The sequence below is a fragment of the Bacteroides sp. 2201st1_D9_2201SCRN_220225 genome (assembly GCF_040928965.1).
In the GTDB taxonomy this organism is placed as follows: domain Bacteria; phylum Bacteroidota; class Bacteroidia; order Bacteroidales; family Bacteroidaceae; genus Bacteroides; species Bacteroides stercoris.
Genome location: NZ_JBCODG010000024.1, coordinates 16,805 through 42,393 on the forward strand (window position 1 = coordinate 16,805; position 25,589 = coordinate 42,393).

The following is a 25,589-nucleotide window of genomic DNA, read 5'->3' on the forward strand; positions in this document are numbered from 1 at the left end:
CTAAAAGAAATCATCAAGTGTATTTTGACACACCCTCTTCTTTTTTTAGCTTGTCAGTTTCTGAAATCCAATTCGTCTTTCGTTGCATTGATATCTACCGTGATTGGTTTGCTACGGTCAACTTCCTGCGACAATAATTTCTTGGACAAATCGTTCAGCAAGTAATGCTGGATAGCACGTTTCACAGGGCGGGCACCAAACTCCGGATCATATCCTGCATTGGCCAGGAAATCTATGGCGGCATCGGTCAATACCAGTTCCACGCCGTTTCCGGATAACATCTTTTGTACGCTCTTGATTTGAAGTACAACAATCTGTTTGATTTCTTTTTCAGTCAGCGGCAAGAACATGATTGTCTCGTCGATACGATTCAGAAATTCCGGGCGGATTGTCTTTTTCAGCATATTCATAACTTCCTTCTTGGTTTCCTCTACAATCTCTTCCTTGTTGGAACCGTTCAGTTTCTCCATTTGGCTTTGAATGTATCCGCTACCCATATTGGAAGTCATGATGATAATGGTATTCTTGAAGTTTACGGTACGTCCCTTATTATCCGTCAAACGTCCGTCATCCAATACTTGCAATAGTATGTTGAATACATCCGGATGTGCTTTCTCTATTTCATCGAACAGTACGACGGAGTAAGGTTTGCGGCGTACAGCTTCCGTCAACTGACCGCCTTCATCATATCCCACATATCCCGGAGGAGCTCCTACCAGACGGGAAACGCTATGTTTCTCCTGATATTCGCTCATATCGATACGCGTCATCATCGTTTCATCATCAAACAGGAATTCGGCAAGCGCCTTGGCAAGTTCCGTTTTACCTACACCGGTAGTACCGAGAAAGAGGAATGAGCCGATAGGACGCTTGGGATCTTGCAGTCCCGCGCGGCTGCGGCGTACAGCATCGGCTACAGCTTCGATGGCTTCATTCTGTCCGATAACACGCTGATGCAGTTCATCTTCCAGATGCAATAGTTTCTCCTTTTCGCTTTGCAGCATTTTGCTTACCGGTATGCCTGTCCATCGGGATACTACATCTGCGATATCCTCGGCGTCAACTTCTTCCTTAATCATTGCTTGATCGCCCTGCATTTCGTGCAGCTTTTGCTGGGTCTCTTCAATTTCCTGATTCAGTGCTTGAAGTTTGCCATAACGTATTTCGGCTACCTTTCCATAATCACCTTCACGTTCCGCTTTATCGGCTTCAAACTTCAGGTTTTCTATTTCAACTTTATTCTGCTGAATTTTGTTGACCAGTGTCTTTTCGTTTTGCCATTTTGCTTTATACGACTTCTCCTGTTCTTTTAGTTCGGCAAGTTCCTTGCCGATTTGCTCCAGTTTGAGACGGTCATTTTCGCGCTTGATGGCTTCGCGTTCAATTTCCAGTTGTTTGATTTTACGGGAAATCTCATCCAACTCTTCCGGTACAGAATCTACTTCCATACGGAGTTTGGCGGCAGCTTCATCCATCAGGTCAATGGCTTTATCCGGCAGGAAGCGGTCGGTGATATAACGGTTGCTCAATTCTACGGCAGCAATGATGGCATCGTCTTTAATCCGTACATGGTGATGGTTTTCATAACGTTCTTTCAAGCCACGAAGGATGGAAATGGTGCTTAACGTGTCCGGTTCGTTTACCATAACGATTTGGAAACGGCGTTCCAAAGCCTTGTCTTTCTCAAAGTATTTTTGATACTCGTCCAAGGTGGTAGCACCGATGCTTCTCAGCTCACCGCGTGCCAGAGCAGGTTTCAGAATATTGGCGGCATCCATTGCTCCCTCGCCTTTACCGGCGCCTACCAATGTGTGGATTTCGTCGATGAACAGAATGATGTCTCCTTCCGATTTCTTCACTTCATTGACGACGGCTTTCAGACGTTCTTCGAATTCGCCCTTATATTTGGCTCCTGCAACCAATGCACCCATATCCAGTGAATAAACTTGTTTGTTTTTCAGATTCTCAGGTACATCACCCCGCAATATACGGTGGGCAAGTCCTTCTACAATGGCTGTTTTACCTGTACCCGGCTCACCTATCAATATAGGATTGTTCTTGGTACGGCGGCTTAGGATTTGCAGAACCCGGCGGATTTCTTCATCACGTCCGATAACGGGGTCCAGTTTGCCGCTTCGGGCTGCCTCGTTCAGATTGATGGCATACTTTTCCAATGACTGATAAGTGTCCTCGCTGGATTGCGAAGTAACCTTTTCGCCTTTCCGTAATTCATTGATTGCATTGCGCAAGTCTTTCTCCGTCATTCCGGCATCTTTCAGGATGGTGGAAGCGGTACTTTTTACGGTGAGCAAAGCGAGCAACATCGGTTCCAGTGAAACGAACTCATCGCCCATTTCTTTGGAATATTGGGTTGCCTTCTGAAAAATTTCATTAGTCTCACGACTCAGGTAGGGTTCTCCACCCGATACTTTGGGCAGGGAGTCAATCTGCTTATCAAGTACGAGTGCGATTTGCTGCCCGTTCATGCCTAACTTCTGGAAGATGAAATTGGTAACGTTTTCGCCCACTTTCATCACGCTTTGAAGCAAGTGTACAGGTTCGATGGCTTGCTGCCCCCGTGCTTGCGTCAAGTTCACGGCTTCTTGTACGGCTTCTTGAGCTTTGATAGTAAATTGGTTAAAGTTCATATTTAGTTCTCCTTTCTATTTTTATCAGCTTCATAACACTTTAAAAAGCGCAAAAGATTTGCCAGCAGCAAAAATGAGACAAAATTTCAGTTAATAGAAGAAAATGAATGTCAAATTGGCTGATTTGCGACAAATACCTTTTATCTACAAAACTTTTTGTATCTTTACTCCCTCAATAAATAAATGAGTAATATGGAAAATACCCAAATAAAACTTTCCGAAACGGTAATGGTGATTGATGTTGCCTACCTGAATTTTGTTATAAACGATTTGAGGAAGTATTTTGAACCGTTGCTGGGACGTTCTTTACAAACAGTGGATCTGGCGCTTTTTACCATGTATCTGGCTATGGATGCCGGATTGAAAGGGAGTGACAATGATGTGCAGGTACTTCTCGTATATGATAAGCAGTCCGGAAAGCTGGAGCACTGCCTGCCATCCGATTTGAAGAACGAATTGGATGGAGTAGCGTTTAAGGCTTCTTTGGGTGAATTCAGTTTTATGGCTGTGCCTTCAGAGGGTTTTGTGTCTCGTGGAGACTTGTATCTTGATTTGTTGCAGATAGTATTGAATGCCGCCGAAGTGAAGAAGCTGATTGTTGTTCCTTTTAATGAGGAGTATGGTAAAGAGGTTGAGAACGTTTTGAGGGAATGCGCATTGGAAAATGCCGGACATAAAGAAGAGGCAAAAGACATTGTTTATTTCCGTATGGAGGAGCCTGCTGCCCCGGCTGTATGCCGTTGGGAGATGCTGGGGTATCCGCTGATGTCGGTGTTGGGTATCAGGAGTGAAGATTTGCAGAATAATTAATCAATTTAATTCATTGTGCTGTGAGCGATTTTCGTTTAAAGGTATTCCGGTCTGTTGCGAAGAATCTGAGTTTTACGAAGGCTTCGCAAGAATTGTTTGTCAGCCAGCCTGCTATTACCAAACATATACAAGAGTTGGAAGCTGCTTATCAGACACGTTTGTTCGACCGGCAGGGTAGCAGAATTTCGTTGACGGAGTCGGGCAATTTGCTCTTGGAACATTGCGAGCGGATTTTGGAAGACTATAAACGGTTAGAGTACGAAATGCACTTGTTGCATAATGAATATACAGGCGGTTTGAAGCTGGGGGCCAGCACTACCATTGCCCAATATGTGTTACCTCCTTTGCTTGCCAGCTTTATCGGTAAGTTTCCACAAGTCAGCCTGTCATTGTTGAATGGTAATTCCAGAGAGATAGAGGCCGCTTTGCAGGAACATCGCATTGATTTGGGCTTTGTCGAAGGAGTATTCAGGTTGCCTAATATTAGATATACTACTTTTTGGGAAGATGAGCTGGTGGCAGTGGTGCGTACAGGCAGTAAATTGGCTGTGGGAGAGGAGATAACTCCTGATGAATTGTTCCATTTGCCTCTGGTGCTTCGCGAAAGAGGTTCGGGGACATTGGATGTTTTTGAGCGTGCCTTGCAGCAACATAATATAAAGTTATCCTCTTTACAGGTTTTGATGTATTTGGGAAGCACGGAAAGTATCAAATTGTTTTTGGAACATACCGATTGTCTGGGCATTGTTTCCGTTCGTTCCATTACGCGCGAATTGTATTCTGGACAGTTGCGTGTCGTTGAGATTAAGGGAATGCCTATGTTACGCGATTTTAGTTTTGCACAGCCTCAGGGGCAAGAAAGCGGTTTGGCGCAAGTATTCATGCAATTTGCCATGCACAATAACCATAAGTTATAGCACATAAGCAGAAACAATTGGCATGATTGAGAAAAGAAGCCTACCTTTGCGGTCGAAAACAAATTAATAAAAATAAAAAAGTATGGCTTCAACTCGAACATTGGCGAAAAGCATCAATATGTCTTTTCTGCAAAACAACAACAAAATTATTTACGTTTCACTTCTTGTCATTCTTTCTTTTTTCTTGTTTCTTGATTATATTCCGGGAATGCACGCTTATTCCGCATGGGTTACCCCTCCGGTAGCTTTATTTCTTGGTCTGTCGTTTGCTTTGTTATGTGGACAGGCACATCCTAAGTTTAATAAGAAAATATCCAAATATCTGTTGCAGTATTCTGTGGTGGGTCTGGGTTTCGGTATGAATTTGCAGGCTTCGCTTGCTTCCGGTAAGGAAGGTATGGAGTTTACGGTTATCTCTGTGGTAGGTACATTACTTATCGGCTGGGTTATTGGTCGTAAGTTTCTGAAAGTAGATCGTGACACTTCTTATCTGATCAGCTCTGGTACGGCTATTTGCGGTGGTAGCGCTATCGCGGCGGTAGGTCCTGTGTTGAGGGCAAAAGACAGTGAAATGTCTGTGGCTTTGGGTACGATTTTTATTTTGAATGCGATTGCATTGTTCATATTTCCTGTAATAGGTCATGCCTTGAATATGAGCCAGCATGAGTTCGGTACATGGGCTGCCATTGCCATTCATGACACCAGTTCGGTAGTTGGTGCGGGTGCTGCCTATGGTGAGGAGGCGTTGCGGGTAGCTACTACTATCAAGCTGACCCGTGCGCTTTGGATTATTCCGTTGGCAATTGCTACTTCATTTATTTTCAAAAGTAAAGGGCAGAAAATCAGTATACCCTGGTTTATCTTCTTCTTTGTTTTGGCAATGATTGTCAATACCTATGTCTTGAATCTTTCCGAGACAGGGGCTTTAATCGGTGCGGGAATCAACAGTATTGCCCGTAAGGCATTGACAATAACATTGTTCTTTATAGGAGCTTCCCTTTCCCGTGATGTCCTGAAAGCAGTAGGTATCAAACCGCTTGTACAGGGTATTCTGCTTTGGGTAGTTATCAGTGTCAGTACACTGGCTTATATTTATTGGTCTTGATATAAGGCTGCAACGGCTTGAGGATTCAGTATGGTATATTCTTTCTGCATTCTCAGTACATTTTCGTCAGTTGCATATACAAATACACATCTCGCTATCGCCGGGATGTGTATTTCTTTTATACACCCTTCCCAGCATCGCCGAACCGAAACCAATGGGACGTAGGTAATAAAACCTTGCTGCTCCAGTTTCTTTTTGGTATTCAGTTCGGTGTGTGGGTTGGTCAATACGATAAACCACGAATGTGGCTTATCTAAGTGATGGATGATATATTGAAAAGTCATAGTTAGTTGTCTTTTGTTACTGTAAAATTGAAAGTGTGGAAAAATTGCGGTTTATTACCGACTGTCATTGGAAAAACGATGGTGACTGAAGTTCTTCCGTTTTTTCTGAATTTCTTTTTGTGATATATTTTGCTGATACCTTTTTCCGTAATTAAGTTGGTTGCTGTAATTGTGCGGTTTATTTCCTGGTTGTGTTTGATGGTTTCCAAAGGAGCTTCGTCTGTTGTAAAAGGGTAGAGGCTGATGCCTGACGCCCTTCCGTTAACAATGAAACCGGCTTGTTTCCAGTTTAGCCATACGGTTTCATCGGTGTTGTTTTTGATGATGACTTTCCATGCATTGCTGTTCGGAATGAATTGATAAATAATTCCCTCTTTGTTATATTCCAGTTTCCCTTGATGGTTTTCATATGATTTGAATGAAATGCGGCAGTTTTCGTTGTCGATGTATTGTGCATGTGATAAGGTGGGAAACAGGAATGACAATAAAACAATGAGATGAGGTATCCGTTTGTATTTTCGGCTGTCAAAGTAAGTCTGCATAAGGATGGCTGATATACAGACCGGGATTGTAATGAGAATGCAACTACTCAATGTCATGGCATTATATGTATTATCTTTTTATTTATATGAATACGCGGCAAAAATATCATAAATTAATTGATAAAACAAATAAATTATGGATTAAAACGAACTTATATACAGACAAATTATTATTCAAGTAGTTTTAGTGTGGCTAATTAATTCGTATCTTCATTGAAATGGAAAAGAGTAATATATATATTGGCGAGGTTATCAGGAGTGTTATGGCTGATAACCAGATTACTAAGGCTGAACTTGCAAGAAGATTGGGTGTTAGACCTCAAAGTGTCGATTATATGTTGACACGGAAAAGTATTGATACGGATACGTTATACAACGTTTCAAGAGCATTGAACTATGACTTTGCTATGCTATACTCTTTACATGAAGGACAGACAAATTGTGATATAAAAGAATCCTCATATAATGTCGCTACCGCTAAGGTGTTGGTGGAGTTGGAATTAAAACCGGAGGATTTGGCAAAATTGAACTTGAAAAAGAGAATCTCTGATGTGTTGAAATGATTCGTAGGTATATTTATAAATTTGTTTTTAGAAAGAATTTATTGGCTTTGATATAAAGCTGTAACGGTTTGCAGAGATAAGGCGGTATATTCCTTTTGCATCTCTTGCATTTCTTCCTTGGTTGCATATACAAATACACATCTTGCTATTGTCGGGATGTGTATTTCTTTTATACATCCGGCCCAACTGCGCCGAACTGAAATTGTTGGAACATAAGTGATAAACCCTTGTTGTTCCAGTTTCTTTTGGATATTGAGTTCGGCGTGTGGGGCGGTCAGTACAATACACCACAAATGCGGTTCATGCAAATGGTTGATAATATATTGGAAAGTCATAGTTAGTTAGCTGTTACAATAAAATTGAATATATGGAAAAACTGCGGTTTATTGCCGATACCGATTGGCAAAGCAATGTTGACGGACGTCCGTCCATTTCTCTTCAGATTGCGTTTACTATATATTTTATTAACCTTTTTCCCTTTTATTAAGTTGGATGCAGTAACGGTTCGGGTTATTTCAGATTTTTCTTTGATAACATCCGTAGGGGGATCATCGGATGTAAAAGGATACAAACTGATTCCGGAAGCTTTTCCATTAATGATAAAACTGCCTTTTTCCCAATTTATCCGTGCATTCTTGTTCGTATTATTTTTGATGGTTATTTTCCACGCATTGCTTTCCGGCGTAAAACGGTAAATTATTCCGTCTTGGGTATATTCCAATTTTCCCGCCTGGTTTGCATGCGATGAAAATGAAATTTTGCATTGCGTTTTGTCCATATATTGTGCATACGACAATACCGGATAAAAAAGAAGTATCAGGAATATGAAATGATTCTTGCGTTTATATTTCCAATAATTGAAATATAGCCATAGAATGATAGCCAGTAGACATACCGGTATCGCAATAAGAATGTACGTTATTAATGCCATACACTATTTATGATTTTTTGTTTGTTGCGTGGCAAAAATATTATAAAATAATTGATAAAACAACAATATTGTAAAAATAAATATATAAATAACTGTTAATGCGAAGTGTATAAGATAATTGATTGCAGACGATTGGTTATGGATTATACGTTTCTGGTTTTTATATTACATATCTTTGTAAATGTATGATTTCTGCTGATTTCTGAACATTTTCTTCTTTGTTCTATTATCATTTCGTGTATTTTTGTATTTGTAAAAGAGGTGATAGTCGCCTGTCAATATACGGATAGCGTGTGAAACTAGTAACATAAACACCTCACCTTAGCTCTTTAAATTGCAGGAGTTTGCTCCCTAAACCTTAGGACTTTAGTATGTTATGCTGTGGCATTTCAGTTGTTAAGGTGTGGTGTTTGGGGTGTTAAGGTGGGGGCTTTTGATAACAAAAAATGTTTTGTAAGATGAATAGTTTCATTTTATGGATTTTTCCGATGATGGTATCTTTTATGAGGATATTATTTTTTTGAATGAGGATAGATAACAAGAAGAACGAATATGAACCATTTGTCATTAATTGCTTGATATTGTGAATATCTGCTTTCGGAATAGTTATATGGTGTCTCTTCTCATATATGTAAAACAAATTTGGATTTTAAGACAAAAGAACAACCGGAAAGTGCCTAAAGCATATTATAAACAAACCAGTTCTTTGTGTCTTAAAATCCAAACTTTTAACCTTTCAGTTAAGGATTACTTCTCTTTTTTCAATTCCTCGAAAATGAGTCCTTCCAGTTCCTCCGCCAGTTCCGGGTTATCGAGAATAACCTGTTTGGCGGCATCGCGTCCCTGTGCGATTTTAGTATCATTATAACTGAACCAGGAACCACTTTTCTTGATGATGCCCAGTTCCGCACCCAAATCGATGATTTCTCCAGCACGTGAGATGCCTTCACCGAACATGATGTCGAATTCTGCACGACGGAAAGGAGGAGCTACCTTGTTCTTTACAACTTTCACTTTGGTCTGCTTGCCGATAACCTCCTCGCCATTCTTGATAGCTTGGCCACCACGGATGTCAAGACGTACGGAAGCATAGAACTTCAATGCGTTACCGCCGGTGGTCGTTTCAGGATTACCGAACATTACGCCGATTTTTTCACGGAGCTGGTTGATGAAGATACAAGTTGTACGGGTTTTGCTAACAGCAGATGTCAGCTTACGCAGAGCCTGTGACATAAGACGTGCCTGCAAACCTACCTTGTTGTCGCCCATATCGCCTTCGATTTCGGCTTTCGGTGTCAGAGCGGCTACGGAGTCTACAACGATGATGTCAATAGCGGAAGAACGAATCAGTTGCTCTGCAATTTCCAATGCCTGCTCGCCGTTGTCCGGTTGTGAAATCAAGAGGTTATCCACATCTACACCCAATTTGGCTGCATAGAAGCGGTCGAAAGCGTGTTCCGCATCGATGAATGCTGCGATGCCGCCTGCCTTTTGTGCTTCGGCGATGGCATGGATTGCCAGCGTGGTTTTACCGGAAGATTCCGGACCGTAGATTTCAATGATACGTCCGCGGGGGTAACCGCCTACACCCAATGCTACGTTCAGTCCGATGGAACCGGTAGGGATTACTTCTACTTGTTCGACGCTTTCGTCGCCCATTTTCATGATAGAACCCTTGCCGAAACTTTTTTCTATCTTATCCATGGCAGCTTGCAGCGCCTTTAGTTTTTCGCTGCCTGCCATGTTATTTCCGTTTTCAAAATTAAGTTCGTCTTTCTTTGCCATTATTTTAGTGATTAATGATTAGTGTTTAGTGATTAATTATCAATCACTGTTACAGGATTTGTGCGGCGTGGTCTTTAGTCTTTACTTCCTTAGGGGTGATGATACGCTCAATCACTCCTTCCTCATTGATGATGAAGGTGGTGCGGAAAGTACCCATATATTTACGTCCGTACATGCTCTTTTCACCCCATACGCCGAATTGCTCCACAAGTTTCTTATCTGTGTCTGCAATCAGGGTAAAGGGCAGGTTGTTCTTTTCGATGAATTTCTGGTGCGACTTCTCGTTGTCTACACTGACTCCGATAACTTCGTAGCCGGCCTTACGCAGGTCGGTATAGTTGTCGCGCAGGTTGCAGGCTTGTGCCGTACAACCTGAAGTTGAGTCTTTGGGATAAAAATAGAGCACTATTTTTTTTCCTTTATAATCGCTCAGACGAATTTCTTCGCCTTTTTCATTGATACCCAGTATTTCGGGCGCTTTATCTCCGATATTCACGTAATTCAGTGTTTAGGGGTTGATTGGTAATAAATGATTAATCGCTAATTTAAACTTCCAAGTTTCCGTCGATTACTTCATGCCAGGGCAGTCCTTGCTTGTTAAGCTGTTCCATGAACGGATCGGGATCGAACTCCTCTACGTTCCATACACCCGGTCTCTTCCACAGACCTTTGAGGAACATCATGGCGCCAATCATGGCAGGAACACCGGTTGTGTAGCTCACGCCCTGCATGCCTGTTTCCTTGTAAGCTTCTTGGTGGCTGCAATTGTTATATATATAATAGGTGTGTTCTTTGCCGTCTTTCAAGCCGCGGATACGGCAACCGATAGAGGTTTCGCCTTCGTAGTTCTCTCCTAAATCCTGCGGGTTGGGGAGTACGGCTTTCAGGAATTGCAGCGGAACGATTTTCATGCCGTTGTATTCTACCTCATCAATGCGGGCCATGCCAATGTTCTGGATAACACGCAGGTGGGTCAGGTATTCTTGTCCGAATGTCATCCAGAAACGTGCACGTTTGATTGTGGGGAAATTTTTCACCAGAGACTCCAGTTCTTCGTGATAAAGAAGGTAAGAGTCGCGCGGACCGATATTGGGGTAGGTGAGTGCTTTGTGGATTTCCAACGGTTTGGTGGTTACCCATTCGCCGTTTTCGTAATAACGTCCGTTTTGGGTAATTTCGCGGATGTTGATTTCCGGGTTGAAGTTGGTAGCAAATGCTTTGTGATGATTTCCTGCATTGCAGTCCACAATGTCCAGGTATTGGATTTCGTCAAAATGATGCTTGGCTGCATAGGCGGTATATATGCCGCTTACACCCGGGTCGAAACCACAGCCGAGGATAGCTGTCAGTCCGGCATCTTCAAAGCGCTTTTTGTATGCCCATTGCCAGCTGTATTCGAAATGAGCTACGTCTTTCGGTTCGTAATTGGCTGTATCCAGATAATTTACTCCGCTTTTCAGACAGGCTTCCATGATAGTAAGGTCCTGATAGGGGAGAGCTACGTTTATGACGATTTCGGGTTTGAAACTGTTGAAGAGCGCCACCAGTTCGTCTACATTGTCTGCATCTACCTGAGCGGTTTTGATGTTAGGGTTGCCGATTGCTTTTACAACAGCGTCGCATTTGGATTTGGTGCGGCTGGCAATCATGATTTCTGTAAACACATCCGGATTTTGAGCTACTTTGTGCGCAACAACGGTACCTACACCGCCTGCACCGATAATAAGAACTTTACCCATTTTTCTACTTACAAAAGTTTTAAATATGATTATTTTTTTTCAATGAGCAAATATAAGGCTTAATTCTCAGATAAACATTAAAATCCTGCTAAATACTTTGACCAAGTATTGCTATTTCTAAACAAAAGGTTTGCTTTTGGATTATTTTGTATATATTTGTAGTGATAAAATTAACTTAAACAAAAAGTAACAATGAAGAAAGTATTTGTTTCCCTTTGTATGGCGGCTACTGTGGCAGGGCTGTCATCTTGCGCTTCGACTAAAAATGCCGCAACGCTCTCTTCCTTGAGTGGTGAGTGGAATATTATTGAAATAAACGGCAGTGCGGTTGTACCTGCTCCGAATCAGGAATTTCCTTTTATCGGTTTTGATACAAAGACCGGACAGGTATATGGCAACAGTGGCTGTAACCGCCTGATGGGTTCGTTCGATGTGAACGCCAAACCCGGACAGATAGACCTTGGCGCATTGGGAAGTACCCGTATGATGTGTCCGGATATGACAGTGGAGAAAAACGTGCTGGCTGCTTTAGGACAGGTAAAGAAGTATAAGCAACTGGGCAAGGAGAATATGGCATTATGCGCTTCTTCCAATCGTCCTGTCATTGTGTTGCAGAAAAAGGAAGCTTCTGCTAAGTTGGCCGATTTGAACGGTAAATGGATGATTAGCGAGGCCGGTGGAGAGACCATTCCGTCGGGAATGGAAAAGCAGCCGTTCATCGAGTTCAATATTGCAGAAAAAACTCTGCATGGTACTGCCGGATGTAATGTCATTAACGGTTCATTTAATGTGGATGATGCAAATCCGGTAGCCATATCTTTCCCGCAGGTTATCAGTACCATGATGGCATGTCCCGATATGGAAGTGGAGAGCCGTGTGTTGAAAGCATTGAATTCCGTTCAGTCTTTCGGTAAGCTGGCAGGCGGCGGTATGGGCTTTTATGATGCGGACAACAATCTGGTAATGGTATTGGTGAAGAAATAACGGACATCGGTCATTATTCAGTATAAGATTACACGGATTTCACAGATTTATTTTATTCTTTTTCTGTGAAATCCGTGTAATTTTTGTTTGATAAAGAAACAAACAGCGGGCATTTTTTTATTTTGACACATCCTCTTTTTCCCTCAGTCCGGCACGTATGCGGCTTAATGATTGCGGAGTGATATACAGGTATGAGGCCAAGTATTTCAGCGGTACATCCTGCAATAGTTCCGGATTCTCTTCCATTAATGTCAGATAACGCTCTTTGGCGGTGGGTGGTGTCCCATAAGCCAGTGTCGAAGCGTCCACTGACAAAATTTCACGTTCAAAAATCTTTCTGCCGAAGTTTGCCATTTCGATAGAGTGTGCAAACAGAGCCTCTAATTTGGCTTTACTGATGCAATAGGCTGTACTGTCGTTTACAGACTCGATATTGACCTGAGAAGGTTTGTCGTCCACATACCCCCATGAAGAAAATGCGGCATCGCCGGGAGTGGCAAACCGTAAGGAATTTTCTGTTCCGTCTGCCAGGTAGTATGCCCGCCATATACCTTTCTTTATAAGGTAGAAATTAGAATTCCGTTCTCCCTTCTCTATTATAAGCTCTCCTTTGGAAAAGGATATTTCTTCCATATGAGACAACAGCTCAAACAGGCTTTTTTCGGGTAATTTATACTTCTTGCAGAATTTCTTTAGCATGATTTCCATGTTGCAAAGATATTGAATTTTCCTTGCCATTTCTTTTCCTGCCCATATAAATAATGAGTATGAAAAGAGTGGTCAATAATTCTGCCAGCGGGGTAGCCAGCCAAATCCCCGGTTTGCCCAATAGTAGCGGAAGTCCGTAAAAGCAGAGTGTCAATAAGATAAATCCGCGCAGCAGCGTGATGACAGTGGCGTACTTGGCGCGTTCCACGCTCTGAAAATAACCGATGGAAACTATGTTGATTGCAAAGAATACGAAACCGGATGCATATAAAGGCAAGCCTTTCACTGCTATATCATAGGCGGGATAACTCCGGTCTATGAACATGGCAACAATCTCCCGGCTGCAAAATATTGTAATCAGGGCAAAGCATATCCCGCAGCCAACGGCTGTCTTTAAGGCAAGCAGATATGTCTTGCGTACGCGCAACGTTTCGTTAAGCCCATAGTTGAAACTGATAATAGGCTGTGCAGACTGCGCAATGGCATTGTATACCATAAATATGATAGGAAAGAAGTAGCAGGCGATGCTGAAGGCCGCCACACCGTCTTCTTTCAGATAATGGATGAATACAAGATTGCCTACAAACATCATGCAGGCAATAGCCACTTCACACAGAAAGGCAGATGAGCCCAGCCGGCACATATACCCTACATTGCGCTTCATCAGCTTCATGCTGTTACGGCTGAACTTCACCGGATAGAAACGCAGCGCACAGTTGCGCCGTGAAAGATAGATGATAATCATTAACGCTCCTACCGTTGTTCCTATGGCACTTGCGAAGGCCGCACCGAACATTCCCCAGCCGAAAGGGAAGATAAACAGATAATCGAGTATGATGTTCAGAACGGAGGCAACTATATTGCAGAACATGGCGAAGTTGGGCGAACCGTCCAGTCGCAGGAAAAACATGCCCGAATTAAGCAGGGCCGTAAAAGCGGAAAAAGGTACAAACCAGCACATATATTCTACAGCCAAAGGTTTGAGCCGTTCCGAACTGCCTAACAGATGTACCACTTGCGGTGCAAACAGGCAAAATAGGGTAGAAGTGCACATCAGCAGCAGGGAGGATACCACTATGGATTGTGTAATGTTGATACGTGCCGTTTTGGGCTTATTGTGTGACAAGTGGATGGAAGCCACCACAGATGCTCCTACGCCGAACATCAGGCCGATGCCGGTGGAGAACAACCATAGCGGTGCCACGATATTGACGGCGGCAAGGGCATCGCTGCCTATACCTTTTCCCACAAAGATACCGTCGGTAATGACGAACAATGCGGAAAATATCATTCCCAGTACGGTTGGGAGCAGTAATTTGCGGAATAATGCCGCAATGTCCATGTTCTTGAAGTCAATACTGTCTCTCATCTTTTCCATAATCTTTAGTCTTCTATGTTTTATTGTAATCTGTTTCTTTGTCTAAGAGGTTCGGCGGCTAATGCTTATTCGTTCCGCCATGAGGAAGTTTTTGTTCCACCACGGAGAAACTTGTGTTCCATCACGGGATACATTCTGTTCCACCATGATGGAACGGATAAATATTGGCAATGCTCCTTTTTAGAAAGTGTTTTGGTTTTATATCAGCTTTCTTTAGAGAAAATCTGATAAAGTCTGAAAAAAGAGAACCAACATGCTTTCTTGAATCCCTCAAACAATATCTTTTCTTTTTCGGGGGCAAAAGTAGGACTTTTGAGTGGGATAGAAATTAACAAATGGTAATTTCCGACAGAAAAAATATATTTAATTCTGCCAAACTGACAGACAAACTGTCACATTCATAAATCTGCCGCCGCCTTGAACAATTTGGCACGGCGTTTGTCTTTTTATTGGCGTCTGCCAACGAGGCGGACACCGAAACAGAATAATAACAAATAAAAAAATAACGATCATGGGAAAAATTATTGGTATTGACTTAGGAACAACAAACTCTTGTGTTTCTGTATTCGAAGGAAACGAACCTGTAGTAATTGCAAACAGTGAAGGTAAGCGTACAACTCCTTCAGTAGTGGCATTTGTAGATGGCGGCGAACGTAAGATCGGTGATCCTGCAAAGCGTCAGGCTATCACAAACCCTACAAGAACCGTGTTCTCTATCAAACGTTTCATGGGTGAGAACTGGGATCAGGTTCAGAAAGAAATCGCTCGCGTACCTTATAAAGTGGTAAAAGGTGACAACAATACTCCGCGTGTGGATATTGACGGACGTCTCTATACTCCGCAGGAAATTTCTGCAATGATTCTGCAGAAAATGAAAAAGACCGCTGAAGATTATCTGGGACAAGAAGTAACGGAAGCCGTAATCACCGTTCCGGCTTATTTCTCCGACTCTCAGCGTCAGGCTACGAAGGAAGCCGGTCAGATTGCCGGTCTGGAAGTAAAGCGTATCGTGAACGAACCGACTGCCGCAGCTTTGGCTTATGGTATCGACAAGGCGCATAAGGATATGAAAGTTGCCGTGTTCGACCTCGGTGGCGGTACATTCGATATTTCTATCCTCGAATTCGGTGGCGGTGTGTTCGAAGTATTGTCAACCAACGGTGATACTCACTTGGGTGGTGACGACTTCGACCAGGTAATTATCGACTGGCTGGTTCAAGAGTTCAAGAACGATGAAGGCGCCGACCTGACTCAGGATCCGATGGCTATGCAACGTTTGAAGGAAGCTGCCGAAAAAGCTAAGATTGAATTGTCTTCTTCTACGAGCACGGAAATCAACTTGCCGTACATCATGCCGGTAGGCGGTGTGCCCAAGCACTTGGTTAAGACGCTGACCCGTGCCAAATTCGAAGCTTTGGCCCACAACTTGATTCAGGCTTGTCTTGAACCGTGCAAGAAGGCTATGAGCGATGCCGGTTTGGGCAACTCCGATATAGATGAGGTTATCCTTGTTGGTGGTTCTTCACGTATACCGGCTGTGCAGAAACTGGTTGAGGATTTCTTCGGTAAAGTGCCTTCCAAGGGTGTAAATCCCGATGAGGTAGTAGCTGTAGGTGCAGCAGTACAAGGTGCCGTATTGACGGACGAAATCAAGGGTGTTGTATTGCTGGATGTTACTCCGCTGTCTATGGGTATCGAAACCATGGGTGGTGTAATGACCAAGCTGATTGACGCCAATACGACTATTCCTTGCAAGAAGAGCGAAACATTCTCTACTGCCGCCGATAACCAGACGGAAGTTACTATCCACGTATTGCAGGGTGAACGTCCGATGGCTGCACAGAACAAGTCAATCGGTCAGTTTAACCTGACAGGTATCGCTCCGGCACGTCGTGGTATTCCTCAGATTGAGGTGACATTCGATATCGATGCCAACGGTATCTTGAAAGTATCTGCCAAGGATAAGGCTACCGGTAAGGAACAGGCTATCCGTATCGAGGCTTCCAGCGGTTTGAGCAAGGAAGAAATCGAAAAGATGAAAGCCGAAGCCGAAGCAAATGCCGAAGCCGATAAGAAAGAACGTGAGAAAGTTGACAAGCTGAACCAAGCCGACTCAATGATTTTCACTACTGAAAATCAGTTGAAGGAACTGGGCGATAAGCTTCCTGCCGACAAGAAAGCTCCGATTGAAGCTGCCTTGCAGAAACTGAAAGATGCTCACAAAGCACAGGATTTAGCTGCTGTTGACTCTGCGATGGCTGAACTGAATACCGCTTTCCAAGCTGCAAGCGCTGAGATGTATGCCCAGAGCGGTGCTCAAGGTGGTGCACAGGCCGGTCCTGATATGAATGCAGGACAGCAAGGCGGTGCTCAGGATAATGGCAAGCATGGGGATAATGTACAGGATGCTGACTTTGAGGAAGTCAAATGATTCCGATAAGGAAACAGATAACAAACAATAAGCAAAAGCGTGCAGCTCAATGAGTTGCACGCTTTTCTTATTATCCGCATGGTTTTCCTTATTTGTTTGGATTGAGGATTATGTATCTTAGGTTATAATGAAAGTAGTAAGTCTGCTAATAAGACGGCTGTTTCCGGTTCATCTTTTGGGGAGTCTTTAGATTTCCATGCTACAATAAATCGGACATACGCAGCTCTCACTTTATAACCCTTTTTTTCCCACTCACACATTGTGGCTTGCATATTCTGTGATAATTTTGCTACCGCTTTATTGGTTGAGGCTGTATATAAAACAGAGTCCTTGTAAATCAGAGAATCTCCGCTTCTTAATGCTAATATCTCTTGTTTGCGTCCTTTAAAAAATTTCAGAAAGACATCTTTGTGGGAAAGTTGCAGAACTATTTCTTCGGGCATCGCATATTCTTTTCGGTCGATACAATGTCTGTCAGCGCTTATATGATTGAAGCAGTTGCCATTCGTATGTATAAACAGTTGATTTTTAGCACGGGTCATTCCTACATAATATCGACGCATAAGATGGTCGTCTTTTGAGTAATTATCGGATATGAGCATATACACATTATCGAATTCTCTTCCTTTGGCTTTATGGATGGTTGATACTACAACATCTGTCCCCGAAATGTCACAGAAATCTTCTACTGATGATTCAAATACAAATTCTTTGAAGTCACTATGGTATTTTACTTTATAGGTTTGTTCAAATAGTTCTATGCAACGCTTTACATATGTCAAGCTTTTACTTTTTTCATAAGTGGTGTAGGTTACATGCTTCGCTTTTTCCCATAACTCTTCCGGAATTAAAGGAGTTTTTATCCGTTTCTCTATATATCTCAAAAAATATCTCATCTCGGCCATATTCCAGAAAAGGAAGCCGTCCATGGATTGTATCAATTTGCTGTTTATGGCATGCTTTCGCAAAAGAGCCGTTAAAATGACTGCTTCTTCGTTTGTTTGGGTAAGCACACATGAGGTCCCGCTTCCTCGTTGATGAAGCAGTTCTTCAACCAGTGGCTGATACATATACTTTGATTGATGATATGTTACTCCAACCCATCCGTTCTCTTTTCGCATTGAAATGATTGGGGTGCTTTTCATTCTTTTGCCTATATTCTTAGCGAATTCATTGGCAAAATTTACCAAATGATGTGTGCTGCGATAATTTTCAGTCATCTCAATGAACTTACTTTCAGGATTTTGTGTCAGTCGATACATATATTGGGAATTCGAACCGCGGAATTCATAAATGTTTTGGTCATCGTCGCCCACTGCTATAACACGCATCTCTTCATTATTGGCTATCAAGGCATTCACAAGGTCGTATTCTTCTTTTCCCATGTCCTGAGCCTCGTCTATGACAAGTACTGTCTTACCGATCTTGGTTGGTTCCACTTCCCCTTGATTAATCATTTTGGCAGCTTTCGAGACGATGTCTTTGGCATCCTCAAGGTTTCCTATTCTTCCTAAAAGGTCAAAACAATAGGAATGAAATGTTTTTATCTCAATAAAATGGGTAGCATTTCCTATCAGCTCCATAAGCCTCTGTTTGAATTCCGTGGCAGCCGCTCTTGAAAATGTCAGCATTAAGAGCTGTTCATGCTTTACATCTTCAAGTAATAGGAGTGATGCAAGTTTATGGACCAGTACGCGTGTTTTTCCACTGCCGGGACCTGCTGCAACAACGATGCAGCGCGATTCCTTGTCGGAAATAATTTCCATTTGACGTTTGGATAGTTGACCGAACAATTGCTTGTATTTCTGAGGAGTCAGGTTGCGCTGTATTTCACTTACTCTTTCTCCTTTAAAATATTTTGCGACAAACTTTTTGTAGTCCATCTGGAAGTAGTCTTGGACATACTGCAATGCTGCATTATAATCCTTTACCATCAAATTGGCGTATTCCCCTACAATATGTACTTGCTGGATTTTTTGCTTGTAGAATTCGTTAAGCATCCGGTAGTCGTCTTGTTTATATCTTGATTTGTTATCCTTTATTCTTTGAATATTCATAGCATTATAAAGAATAAGGAAACCGCCTTCAAGCTTTAATGCTCCGATTTTTGATAGATAAAGAAGGGCTTCTTCCACATCTTCCAACTGTAGTTTGTCGGGTTCGCTAAAAAGAGATTGGGGATTTGACTTTATTTGATTTAGAAGTTCTACTACGGAAAATTGGACTGTTTTGTTTTGTGAGCATTCTTTTTCCGTATCGGCAACTAACTTGTATAGCCATTCTATGGTGAAACGGCTTATTTCCAGTCGTTTTTCAAACTGTTTGATGGTTGAATCGAAATCTGTCTGGCGACTGATTGTTATATTATGGGAAGCGTCTTCTTCTTTTTTGACGTATCCTTTGACACAGAGGAAATAGAGCAATGTCCGAATATCCTTTTCTTTGGATGTATTGATTCCGCTGTTTGTGGCATTATCATTTAGTTGCTTATATGATGTTTGTAAAGATTCGTCAGGAATGTGGTTAAGAATATATCGTTCGAGTTTTGCAAAGCGTTCGAGGAGAGCCTGCGATTTTCGTTCCGAGTCTCCGGTATCCTGTAGATAAGCGGATATATCTTTGCTATCTGCCAATATGCCTTCTTGACGCATGCGCTCTACAACAGATATTATTTCTTTTTTACTGATTCCTAATATATCTGCCAGATAATCAATTCGTGATTCAGCCTCTGAGTCTTGAGCTTTGGTAATATATTTCTGTGAAATCAGTGATTTGATGATTCGAACGGCCTTTTCTATTTCATCACTGCCAAATAACAATGATGCCGATATACGCATTCTTGCTTCATCTATATTTTTTACTGTGATACCCGTAGCATACACATGGGGTACGTTATTTCCTCTTATCAGGTATCCGCTTTGTTCCAAAGTAGCCAATGCCGTCCGAACACGGGTTTCAATATCGGATACGGAGTCGTCCCAACCTGCCTGCCGTGCTATTTCCAATGCAGAACAATTGACTCTCATACGTTGTCTGGTAAGGTCCTTTATGGCCTTCCATACTTGTTGTATTTCGCTGATACTTAATTTGGTTTGATTCAGCAGTATAAAATGCTTGTCCAAGTCATTGTCGCTGTAAAGTACATAACAACGTGCGCTGAGTTTAGGGTCGCGACCGGCTCTTCCTGCTTCCTGAACATAGTTTTCCAATGAATCGGATATGTCATAATGTACTACAAGTCCGACATCTTTTTTATCGACTCCCATACCGAAGGCTGATGTTGCTACAATGATGCGTACTTGGTCGTTCATAAATGCATCTTGGTTGGCAATCTTTTCTTCTGACTCCATCTTACCGTTGAAAGGTAATGCTTTATAACCGTCACGAGTCAGTTTTACAGCAAGTTCTTTAGTACGTTTAGTGCGCGATACGTAAACAATGGTAGGGCTATCGGACTCAGCTATAAGTCTCCTTAATTTTAAATATTTATCATCATCAGTTTCAGCGTGTATGACAGAATAGCGAAGGTTTGTTCTTGAGGCTGTTGATGCATACAATTCCAGATTTAAATTTAATGTCTGTTTGAAATAATCGCGAATGTCTTGCACAACTTTCTGTTTGGCTGTGGCAGTGAAACAAGACACAGGTATTGGTTCTTTGCATCCTTTTTTCTGTTGATATTTTCTGATGAATTTCCCAATATAAAGGTAGTCGACTCTAAAATCCTGTCCCCATGAAGAGAAACAATGTGCTTCATCTATCACAAATCTTACTACATGGCGCGCCATCAGAATTTTCTCAATGGTTTTTGAACGAAGCATTTCGGGGGCTATATATAAGAGGGAAGCTTCCCCATTTTGTACTCTTTGTATTGATAGTGCCCGTGTAATAGGGTCTAATAGGCCATTAATGGTTACAGCATCAGTAATTCCCCGGTCGGCAAGATTATCTACCTGGTCTTTCATCAGTGACTGCAATGGTGAGATAACGACCGTAAGACCATGTACCGAATGACCGGACATGAGTGCCGGTAGCTGAAAAGTCAGCGATTTTCCACCGCCAGTAGGGAATATTGCCAGTAACGATTTGCCTTTTACCGCTGCTTGAACGGCTTGTTCTTGAAGAGCCTCACCCTCATAGGTGCGGAATTGTTCGTATCCAAAAAATATTTTTAAGTTATGTAGTACATCCAGTTGGGTGTTGCAGTAAACACAACCTTCGTTGCATCTGTTGTGTCGTAGAAGTTTTATAACAAATTCCACTTTGGGATAATTGTAAAGTACCCATCCCGGAGTAATGGAATGATGGTCGATTGTGTCAATCAGGGCTAATGCGTATGCCAGTTCGCACGGATATTGTTTGATAAGCATGTCAAGCTCTGCATGCTGGCATATTTTATTCACATAGAGGTTGCTGATCAGTTCGGATATTCCTTTGTTGGTATATACAGCACCTACCATACTGAGAAAACCTTCGAACTCTTTCCTATCCTTTAATAAAGATGCAAATAACCGGCGCTTTGCATCCGGTAACGAATGCCAGCGTGCTATCTCATCCAATAGCAGTGCTTTTGCTTTTTCGCAATCATTTACCGGATTATTCATCTGATCACTTATCAGTTTGTCATCTTTCACAAGTTTATGGTAAGGACGTTCCGGAAACAGCAAAGGAGATAAATAAAGCGTGTCGACCAAAATCCATTGGCATGTTTTGTCTGTGAATAGATATTTGGCATCATGGTGAATGATGTTATGTCCGCATATATAATCCGTGCCGCTGAGAAATTCAAATAACTCCTTTTTTGAAGCTTTGTGGTATGTAGCACCATCATGGCGGAGTGCTCCGATATCATGGATTTTATGATTTTTCAAGCCGACTTCGACATCTACTATGGCATATCTGATGTTTATGAGTCTACTCCATATTGGCATATCTCAACTTATCTTTTCTTCAAAACACTGTTAACAACTCTGACAGAAGAAACCAGCTTATTGGTAGAAGTAAATACATCTACGTTCCACACATGAGATGAACGTCCTTTATGCACGATAGTCGCTACCGCACGTACGGTATCTCCTTCGTGTGCGGACGAAATATGGTTTCCGCTGACTTGCATGCCTACCACAATTTCATCGGGCTGGCAGGTTATCATAGAGCCGAGTCCGGCAACGGTTTCGGCAAGCGCAAGAGTTGCACCGCCGTGTAGAATGCCAAAGGGCTGGCGGGTACGGTGGTCTACGGGCATGGTTGCTTCTATGCGTTCTTCCGAGGCATAGGTGTATTGGATACCCAAGTTGCCCATTAATGCATGGCGTGCCCGCTCGTTTAGCAGGTCAAGAGGTATTTCAGCAGCATGCACTTCAGCCAGAATCAATTTTTCTACAGATTGGGCAACACCGTCTTCTTCATTGGAAGCTGTTACATAGTCGGCACAAACTTTTACGGAGTCTTGCGCATGCCCCATGGCTATGCCCAGACCGGCAACTTGGAGCATATTGACATCGCATACGCCGTCTCCAATGGCGATTACTTCCTCACGGGCGATGTTCAAATATGACAATAGGACGCCTAAGGTGTTTGCTTTATCAATTCCGCAGGGCACGACTTCCAGAAAGTAAGGTTCCGAGCAAAAAACATCCAGCGTTCCGTCCAAACGCTTTTTCCAATGCTCTTCCAAATCTTTCAATGCTTCTTCATCATTACTGACTAATATGCATTTGCATGGTGCAAAATCTATTGCTGTGGAAAATTCTTCTTCCTGAATGATTTTCAGATTATTCAGATTGGCTTCGGCACGGACATGTTCATTATCGGAACTATCTGTCAGTATGGTATCATCATGGTAAGTAAATATGGCAAAATTATTTTTGCGTGCTTTTTTCTCCAAATAAGGTAGCATTTCCGGATTGATTCGCCGTTCAAACAGGATTTCCCCATTTTGCGCATTGATTATCTGGCCACCGTTATAGGAGATGATGAAGCCCCCATAGTTGCCTAATTCAAGAGTTTTGGCTAATGGCATAAGGCCGTATGTAGGTCTTCCGGAAGCCAATGCGACACGTATGCCCATTTGCTGCACTTTAAGTAAGGAAGCAAGAGTCCGTTTACTGATTTCCTTGGCATCGTTGAGAAGTGTCCCGTCTACGTCAAGAACTAATAATTTGTATTTCATGGCAGCTTGGTTTTGGTTATGCTAACAAAGTTAATAAAATGGCGGTTAAAACAACCGATTTTAAATTATTTTGACGAAACTGGTTATAATAGCTTTTGTAACCTGAATTCTTTAGGAGACATGCCGGTGTTCTTTTTGAAAAAACGGCTCAGGTAAGATTGGTCGGCAAAGTTCAGCAGTTCGGCAATTTCGGTAACAGATAAGCACGGTTCGTTTAAAAGAACTTTGGCTTCCGCTATCAGTTGCTCATCTATCAGTTGTTTAGGCGTTTTTCCATTCATGTATTGAGTGGTGATTTCGTATAGGTAACGAGGAGTTATGCAGAGCTGTTCCGTATAAAACGGAACTTGATGTTCGCAAGTACTGTGTTCGCGTATCAGTTGCATGAACTGGTGGCAGAGCATCTGTTTTCTGCTATATTGCTTATTGGCAGCCAGTTTTTCCGGAATAGTATTGAAAAGCCACATTAATATGCTTTGAAGGAAATTAAGTTCTTGTTGTTTTCTGAACAGGAGTGTGTTGTTGTTCTTGAAAAGCATTTGGGCAACGTCCATCCATAATACAATTTCCCGCCACGTATTCTGACTCCTTTCATCTGCCGTGTGATGATAATGCGGGTGTTCATGTACGTAATTGAAGTAGGGGGTATCAATCGGTAGTATTGCTTTTAGGAAAACGTCTTTGGGAAATAGAAGTATCCGTACTTTAAAATCGGCAGAGGCCTGTATTATCTGGATGAGGCTGCCTGTAAGGAAAATTAATTCGGTTTGTTCATCAAAAGCATATTGTTGCACTCCTGTCGAAATAATGCTTTTACCCTGTATGCAGATTAAGTATATGCCACATTTAAAACGGTATGGACGTAGTTTCAGATACGACAAGTCGGTTTCTTCATATCTGATATGGGAAGTGTCTGGAGATATTTGTTCGTACATGTGAATAAAGTTCTGTTTTACGCAACAAATATAGATATATTCAATGATAATACTGTATATTGTTCCGAAAATGAAATGTTTTGTACAAGATAAGCCATAGGCTGTTTGGAAAATATGGGATAATTTTGCCGCCGATTTTAAAAGAGGGAAAGATAATGACAGGTAAACAAAATTCAAAAGGTTTCATATTGGTGTTTCTGGGGATGTTGAGCGCTTTTGGTCCATTTGTTATGGACATGTATCTTCCTACTTTACCGGCAATGTCGGATTTCTTCCAGACTACATCTTCAAAAGTACAGTTGGGGCTTACTACGAGTATGGTGGGGCTGGCGATAGGACAATTGGTTTTTGGTCCGTTAAGTGATAAGTACGGTCGCCGTTCTCCCTTGTTGGCAGCTATGGTACTGTTTCTGATTTCTACTGTAGGCTGTATCTTCTCCCGGGACATATCACAGTTTGTGTTGTGGCGTTTTGTGCAGGGAGTTGCCGGAGCGGGAGGAGTTGTGATATCTCGTTCTATTGCTGCCGATAAATATTCTGCTCATGAGCTTGCTGGCATGTTGGCTACTATTGGCGCTGTCAATGGAATAGCTACGGTAGTTGCTCCGATAGGCGGTGGGGCATTGGCTGACTTTGGAGGTTGGCATGGCATTTTCTGGTTTTTGTTTGCATTGGGCGTTCTTCTGGTTATCGGAAGTGTACGTTTTAAGGAGTCTCTGCCAATTGGACAAAGGCAAAATATAAGATGTGTAGATATGTATCACCGTTTCGGTGCCGTATTACGTAACCGCCAATATGTGCGTTACATTTTGCAATACGGTTTTACAATGGGTGTTCTGTTCACCAATATTGCTTCCGCTCCTTTTATTATGCAACAACATTATGGTCTTTCACCCATGCTGTTCAGTGTTTGCTTCGGGGTTAATGCGGTTGCAATGGTAATATCTTCAGCATTGTCTGTGCGTTGTTCTACCATGGAACATGCCTTACATATAGGAAATCATGGGATGTTGTTTATTTCCGTACTACTTTCCGTTGCATTCTTTCTGAATTGCAATTTCTGGGTTTATGAAGTGTTGGTCTTTTGCTTGCTTTCAATGGTAGGAATGGCTTTTACTGCTTCCAACACTTTGGCTATGGACTGTGAACGTAGGAATGCCGGAGTAGCTTCGGCTCTTTTAGGGGCAATAGGTTTTGCATTTGGAGGTATCGTGTCACCTTTGGTCGGGATGGGAGATATCAGAAGTTCTGCCGGATTTCTGTTCTTTATGGGAGCATTATGCTCTTGTATATGTGCCCGTTTTTCCTTTCATCGGTTACCTTCTCGCAGAAAGGGGTTAAGTTATGCTTCTTATAAAATAATGAATGTTTTTTTGAAGAAACTGTTGTAAGATTTATAGACTTATTATATATATTCCTATCTTTGCCGACGTTTTGTTTCGCGTTCTCTATCCGGAGAAGCGGATGAAAAGGGAATCGGGTGAAAGTCCCGAACAGTCCCGCTGCTGTAAGTTCCGTAAAAGATGTATTAATACTTATGCCACTGTTCTTGAAGAATGGGAAGGTGATACATCAGGAATAAGTCAGAAGACCTGCAAAACGAAGTCAAAAAATTGTCCGTTCGAGGAAAGCGGACAGTGTGTAAGTGGTTTTAAGA

The 25,589-nt window shown here is 42.2% G+C and carries 20 protein-coding genes and 1 riboswitch; of the genes, 7 read left to right on the forward strand and 13 right to left on the reverse strand.

Annotated features, from left to right (window positions below; genetic code table 11):
• Window positions 1–53: 53 nt before the first annotated feature.
• Complete coding sequence (gene clpB, locus AB5903_RS09825; RefSeq protein ID WP_005652024.1) at window positions 54–2,648, reverse strand: ATP-dependent chaperone ClpB; 2,595 nt, start codon at window positions 2,646–2,648, stop codon at window positions 54–56.
• Between the two features lie 192 nt (window positions 2,649–2,840).
• Between clpB and AB5903_RS09830 the strand changes: the two genes are divergently transcribed.
• The 3 genes from AB5903_RS09830 (at window position 2,841) to AB5903_RS09840 (ending at window position 5,480) form a co-directional block, all read left to right on the forward strand.
• Window positions 2,841–3,458 (forward strand): DUF6621 family protein, encoded by a 618-nt coding sequence (locus AB5903_RS09830; protein ID WP_022103569.1) that lies wholly within the window; start codon window positions 2,841–2,843, stop codon window positions 3,456–3,458.
• A 20-nt stretch (window positions 3,459–3,478) separates the two neighbouring features.
• Entirely contained in the window at window positions 3,479–4,375 is an 897-nt protein-coding gene (locus AB5903_RS09835) for a LysR family transcriptional regulator (RefSeq protein ID WP_272709830.1), read from the forward strand.
• Window positions 4,376–4,457: 82 nt separating this feature from the next.
• The gene (locus AB5903_RS09840; RefSeq protein ID WP_005652019.1) at window positions 4,458–5,480 is read left to right on the forward strand and encodes a YeiH family protein; all 1,023 of its coding nucleotides are present in this window, start codon (window positions 4,458–4,460) and stop codon (window positions 5,478–5,480) included.
• Here the strand turns inward: AB5903_RS09840 and AB5903_RS09845 are convergent.
• Window positions 5,468–5,764 (reverse strand): transcription termination/antitermination NusG family protein, encoded by a 297-nt coding sequence (locus AB5903_RS09845; RefSeq protein WP_005652017.1) that lies wholly within the window; start codon window positions 5,762–5,764, stop codon window positions 5,468–5,470. The genes AB5903_RS09840 and AB5903_RS09845 overlap by 13 nt on opposite strands.
• A 2-nt stretch (window positions 5,765–5,766) precedes the next feature.
• On the reverse strand, window positions 5,767–6,363 hold the full coding sequence (locus AB5903_RS09850; RefSeq protein WP_016662267.1) for a hypothetical protein: 597 nt from the start codon (window positions 6,361–6,363) through the stop codon (window positions 5,767–5,769).
• 161 nt (window positions 6,364–6,524) lie between these two features.
• Between AB5903_RS09850 and AB5903_RS09855 the strand changes: the two genes are divergently transcribed.
• Window positions 6,525–6,869 carry a helix-turn-helix transcriptional regulator gene (locus tag AB5903_RS09855; protein WP_005652012.1) on the forward strand — a complete coding sequence of 115 codons (345 nt, stop codon included), beginning with the start codon at window positions 6,525–6,527 and terminating at the stop codon, window positions 6,867–6,869.
• Between the two features lie 38 nt (window positions 6,870–6,907).
• Here AB5903_RS09855 and AB5903_RS09860 read toward each other — a convergent pair whose 3' ends face one another.
• The 5 genes from AB5903_RS09860 to AB5903_RS09880 all read right to left on the reverse strand — a co-directional run bounded on the left by AB5903_RS09860 (window position 6,908) and on the right by AB5903_RS09880 (window position 11,324).
• Window positions 6,908–7,204: a transcription termination/antitermination NusG family protein gene (locus tag AB5903_RS09860; protein WP_005652011.1), complete on the reverse strand. Its 297-nt coding sequence runs from the start codon at window positions 7,202–7,204 to the stop codon at window positions 6,908–6,910.
• A 2-nt stretch (window positions 7,205–7,206) separates the two neighbouring features.
• Complete coding sequence (locus AB5903_RS09865) at window positions 7,207–7,800, reverse strand: hypothetical protein (RefSeq protein ID WP_005652009.1); 594 nt, start codon at window positions 7,798–7,800, stop codon at window positions 7,207–7,209.
• 747 nt (window positions 7,801–8,547) lie between these two features.
• Complete coding sequence (gene recA, locus AB5903_RS09870; protein WP_005652006.1) at window positions 8,548–9,585, reverse strand: recombinase RecA; 1,038 nt, start codon at window positions 9,583–9,585, stop codon at window positions 8,548–8,550.
• 49 nt (window positions 9,586–9,634) lie between these two features.
• Window positions 9,635–10,081: a thioredoxin-dependent thiol peroxidase gene (bcp, locus tag AB5903_RS09875; RefSeq protein WP_005652005.1), complete on the reverse strand. Its 447-nt coding sequence runs from the start codon at window positions 10,079–10,081 to the stop codon at window positions 9,635–9,637.
• 49 nt (window positions 10,082–10,130) lie between these two features.
• Entirely contained in the window at window positions 10,131–11,324 is a 1,194-nt protein-coding gene (locus tag AB5903_RS09880; protein WP_005652003.1) for a saccharopine dehydrogenase family protein, read from the reverse strand.
• A gap of 192 nt (window positions 11,325–11,516) precedes the next feature.
• Here AB5903_RS09880 and AB5903_RS09885 point away from each other — a divergent pair, with 192 nt between their 5' ends.
• A complete protein-coding gene (locus tag AB5903_RS09885; RefSeq protein ID WP_016662265.1) occupies window positions 11,517–12,308 on the forward strand; it encodes an META domain-containing protein in 792 nt (263 codons plus the stop codon).
• 117 nt (window positions 12,309–12,425) lie between these two features.
• Here the strand turns inward: AB5903_RS09885 and AB5903_RS09890 are convergent, their stop codons facing one another.
• The gene (locus AB5903_RS09890; RefSeq protein ID WP_117917949.1) at window positions 12,426–13,016 is read right to left on the reverse strand and encodes a Crp/Fnr family transcriptional regulator; all 591 of its coding nucleotides are present in this window, start codon (window positions 13,014–13,016) and stop codon (window positions 12,426–12,428) included.
• Entirely contained in the window at window positions 12,979–14,394 is a 1,416-nt protein-coding gene (locus AB5903_RS09895; protein ID WP_060385831.1) for an MATE family efflux transporter, read from the reverse strand. Before AB5903_RS09895 ends, AB5903_RS09890 begins: the two co-directional genes overlap by 38 nt.
• Before the next feature lie 511 nt (window positions 14,395–14,905).
• Between AB5903_RS09895 and dnaK the strand changes: the two genes are divergently transcribed.
• Window positions 14,906–16,825 carry a molecular chaperone DnaK gene (dnaK, locus tag AB5903_RS09900; protein ID WP_005651993.1) on the forward strand — a complete coding sequence of 640 codons (1,920 nt, stop codon included), beginning with the start codon at window positions 14,906–14,908 and terminating at the stop codon, window positions 16,823–16,825.
• Between the two features lie 122 nt (window positions 16,826–16,947).
• Here dnaK and AB5903_RS09905 read toward each other — a convergent pair whose 3' ends face one another.
• The 3 genes from AB5903_RS09905 to AB5903_RS09915 form a co-directional block, all read right to left on the reverse strand.
• Window positions 16,948–21,756, reverse strand: coding sequence for a RecQ family ATP-dependent DNA helicase (locus AB5903_RS09905; RefSeq protein ID WP_005651992.1), 4,809 nt, complete (start codon window positions 21,754–21,756; stop codon window positions 16,948–16,950).
• An 8-nt stretch (window positions 21,757–21,764) separates the two neighbouring features.
• Entirely contained in the window at window positions 21,765–22,997 is a 1,233-nt protein-coding gene (locus AB5903_RS09910; protein ID WP_005651990.1) for a Cof-type HAD-IIB family hydrolase, read from the reverse strand.
• A gap of 83 nt (window positions 22,998–23,080) precedes the next feature.
• The gene (locus AB5903_RS09915) at window positions 23,081–23,932 is read right to left on the reverse strand and encodes a helix-turn-helix transcriptional regulator (protein WP_005651989.1); all 852 of its coding nucleotides are present in this window, start codon (window positions 23,930–23,932) and stop codon (window positions 23,081–23,083) included.
• A gap of 155 nt (window positions 23,933–24,087) precedes the next feature.
• Between AB5903_RS09915 and AB5903_RS09920 the strand changes: the two genes are divergently transcribed.
• Complete coding sequence (locus AB5903_RS09920) at window positions 24,088–25,323, forward strand: multidrug effflux MFS transporter (RefSeq protein ID WP_060385833.1); 1,236 nt, start codon at window positions 24,088–24,090, stop codon at window positions 25,321–25,323.
• Between the two features lie 26 nt (window positions 25,324–25,349).
• Window positions 25,350–25,547: riboswitch (cobalamin riboswitch) on the forward strand.
• Window positions 25,548–25,589: the final 42 nt, after the last annotated feature.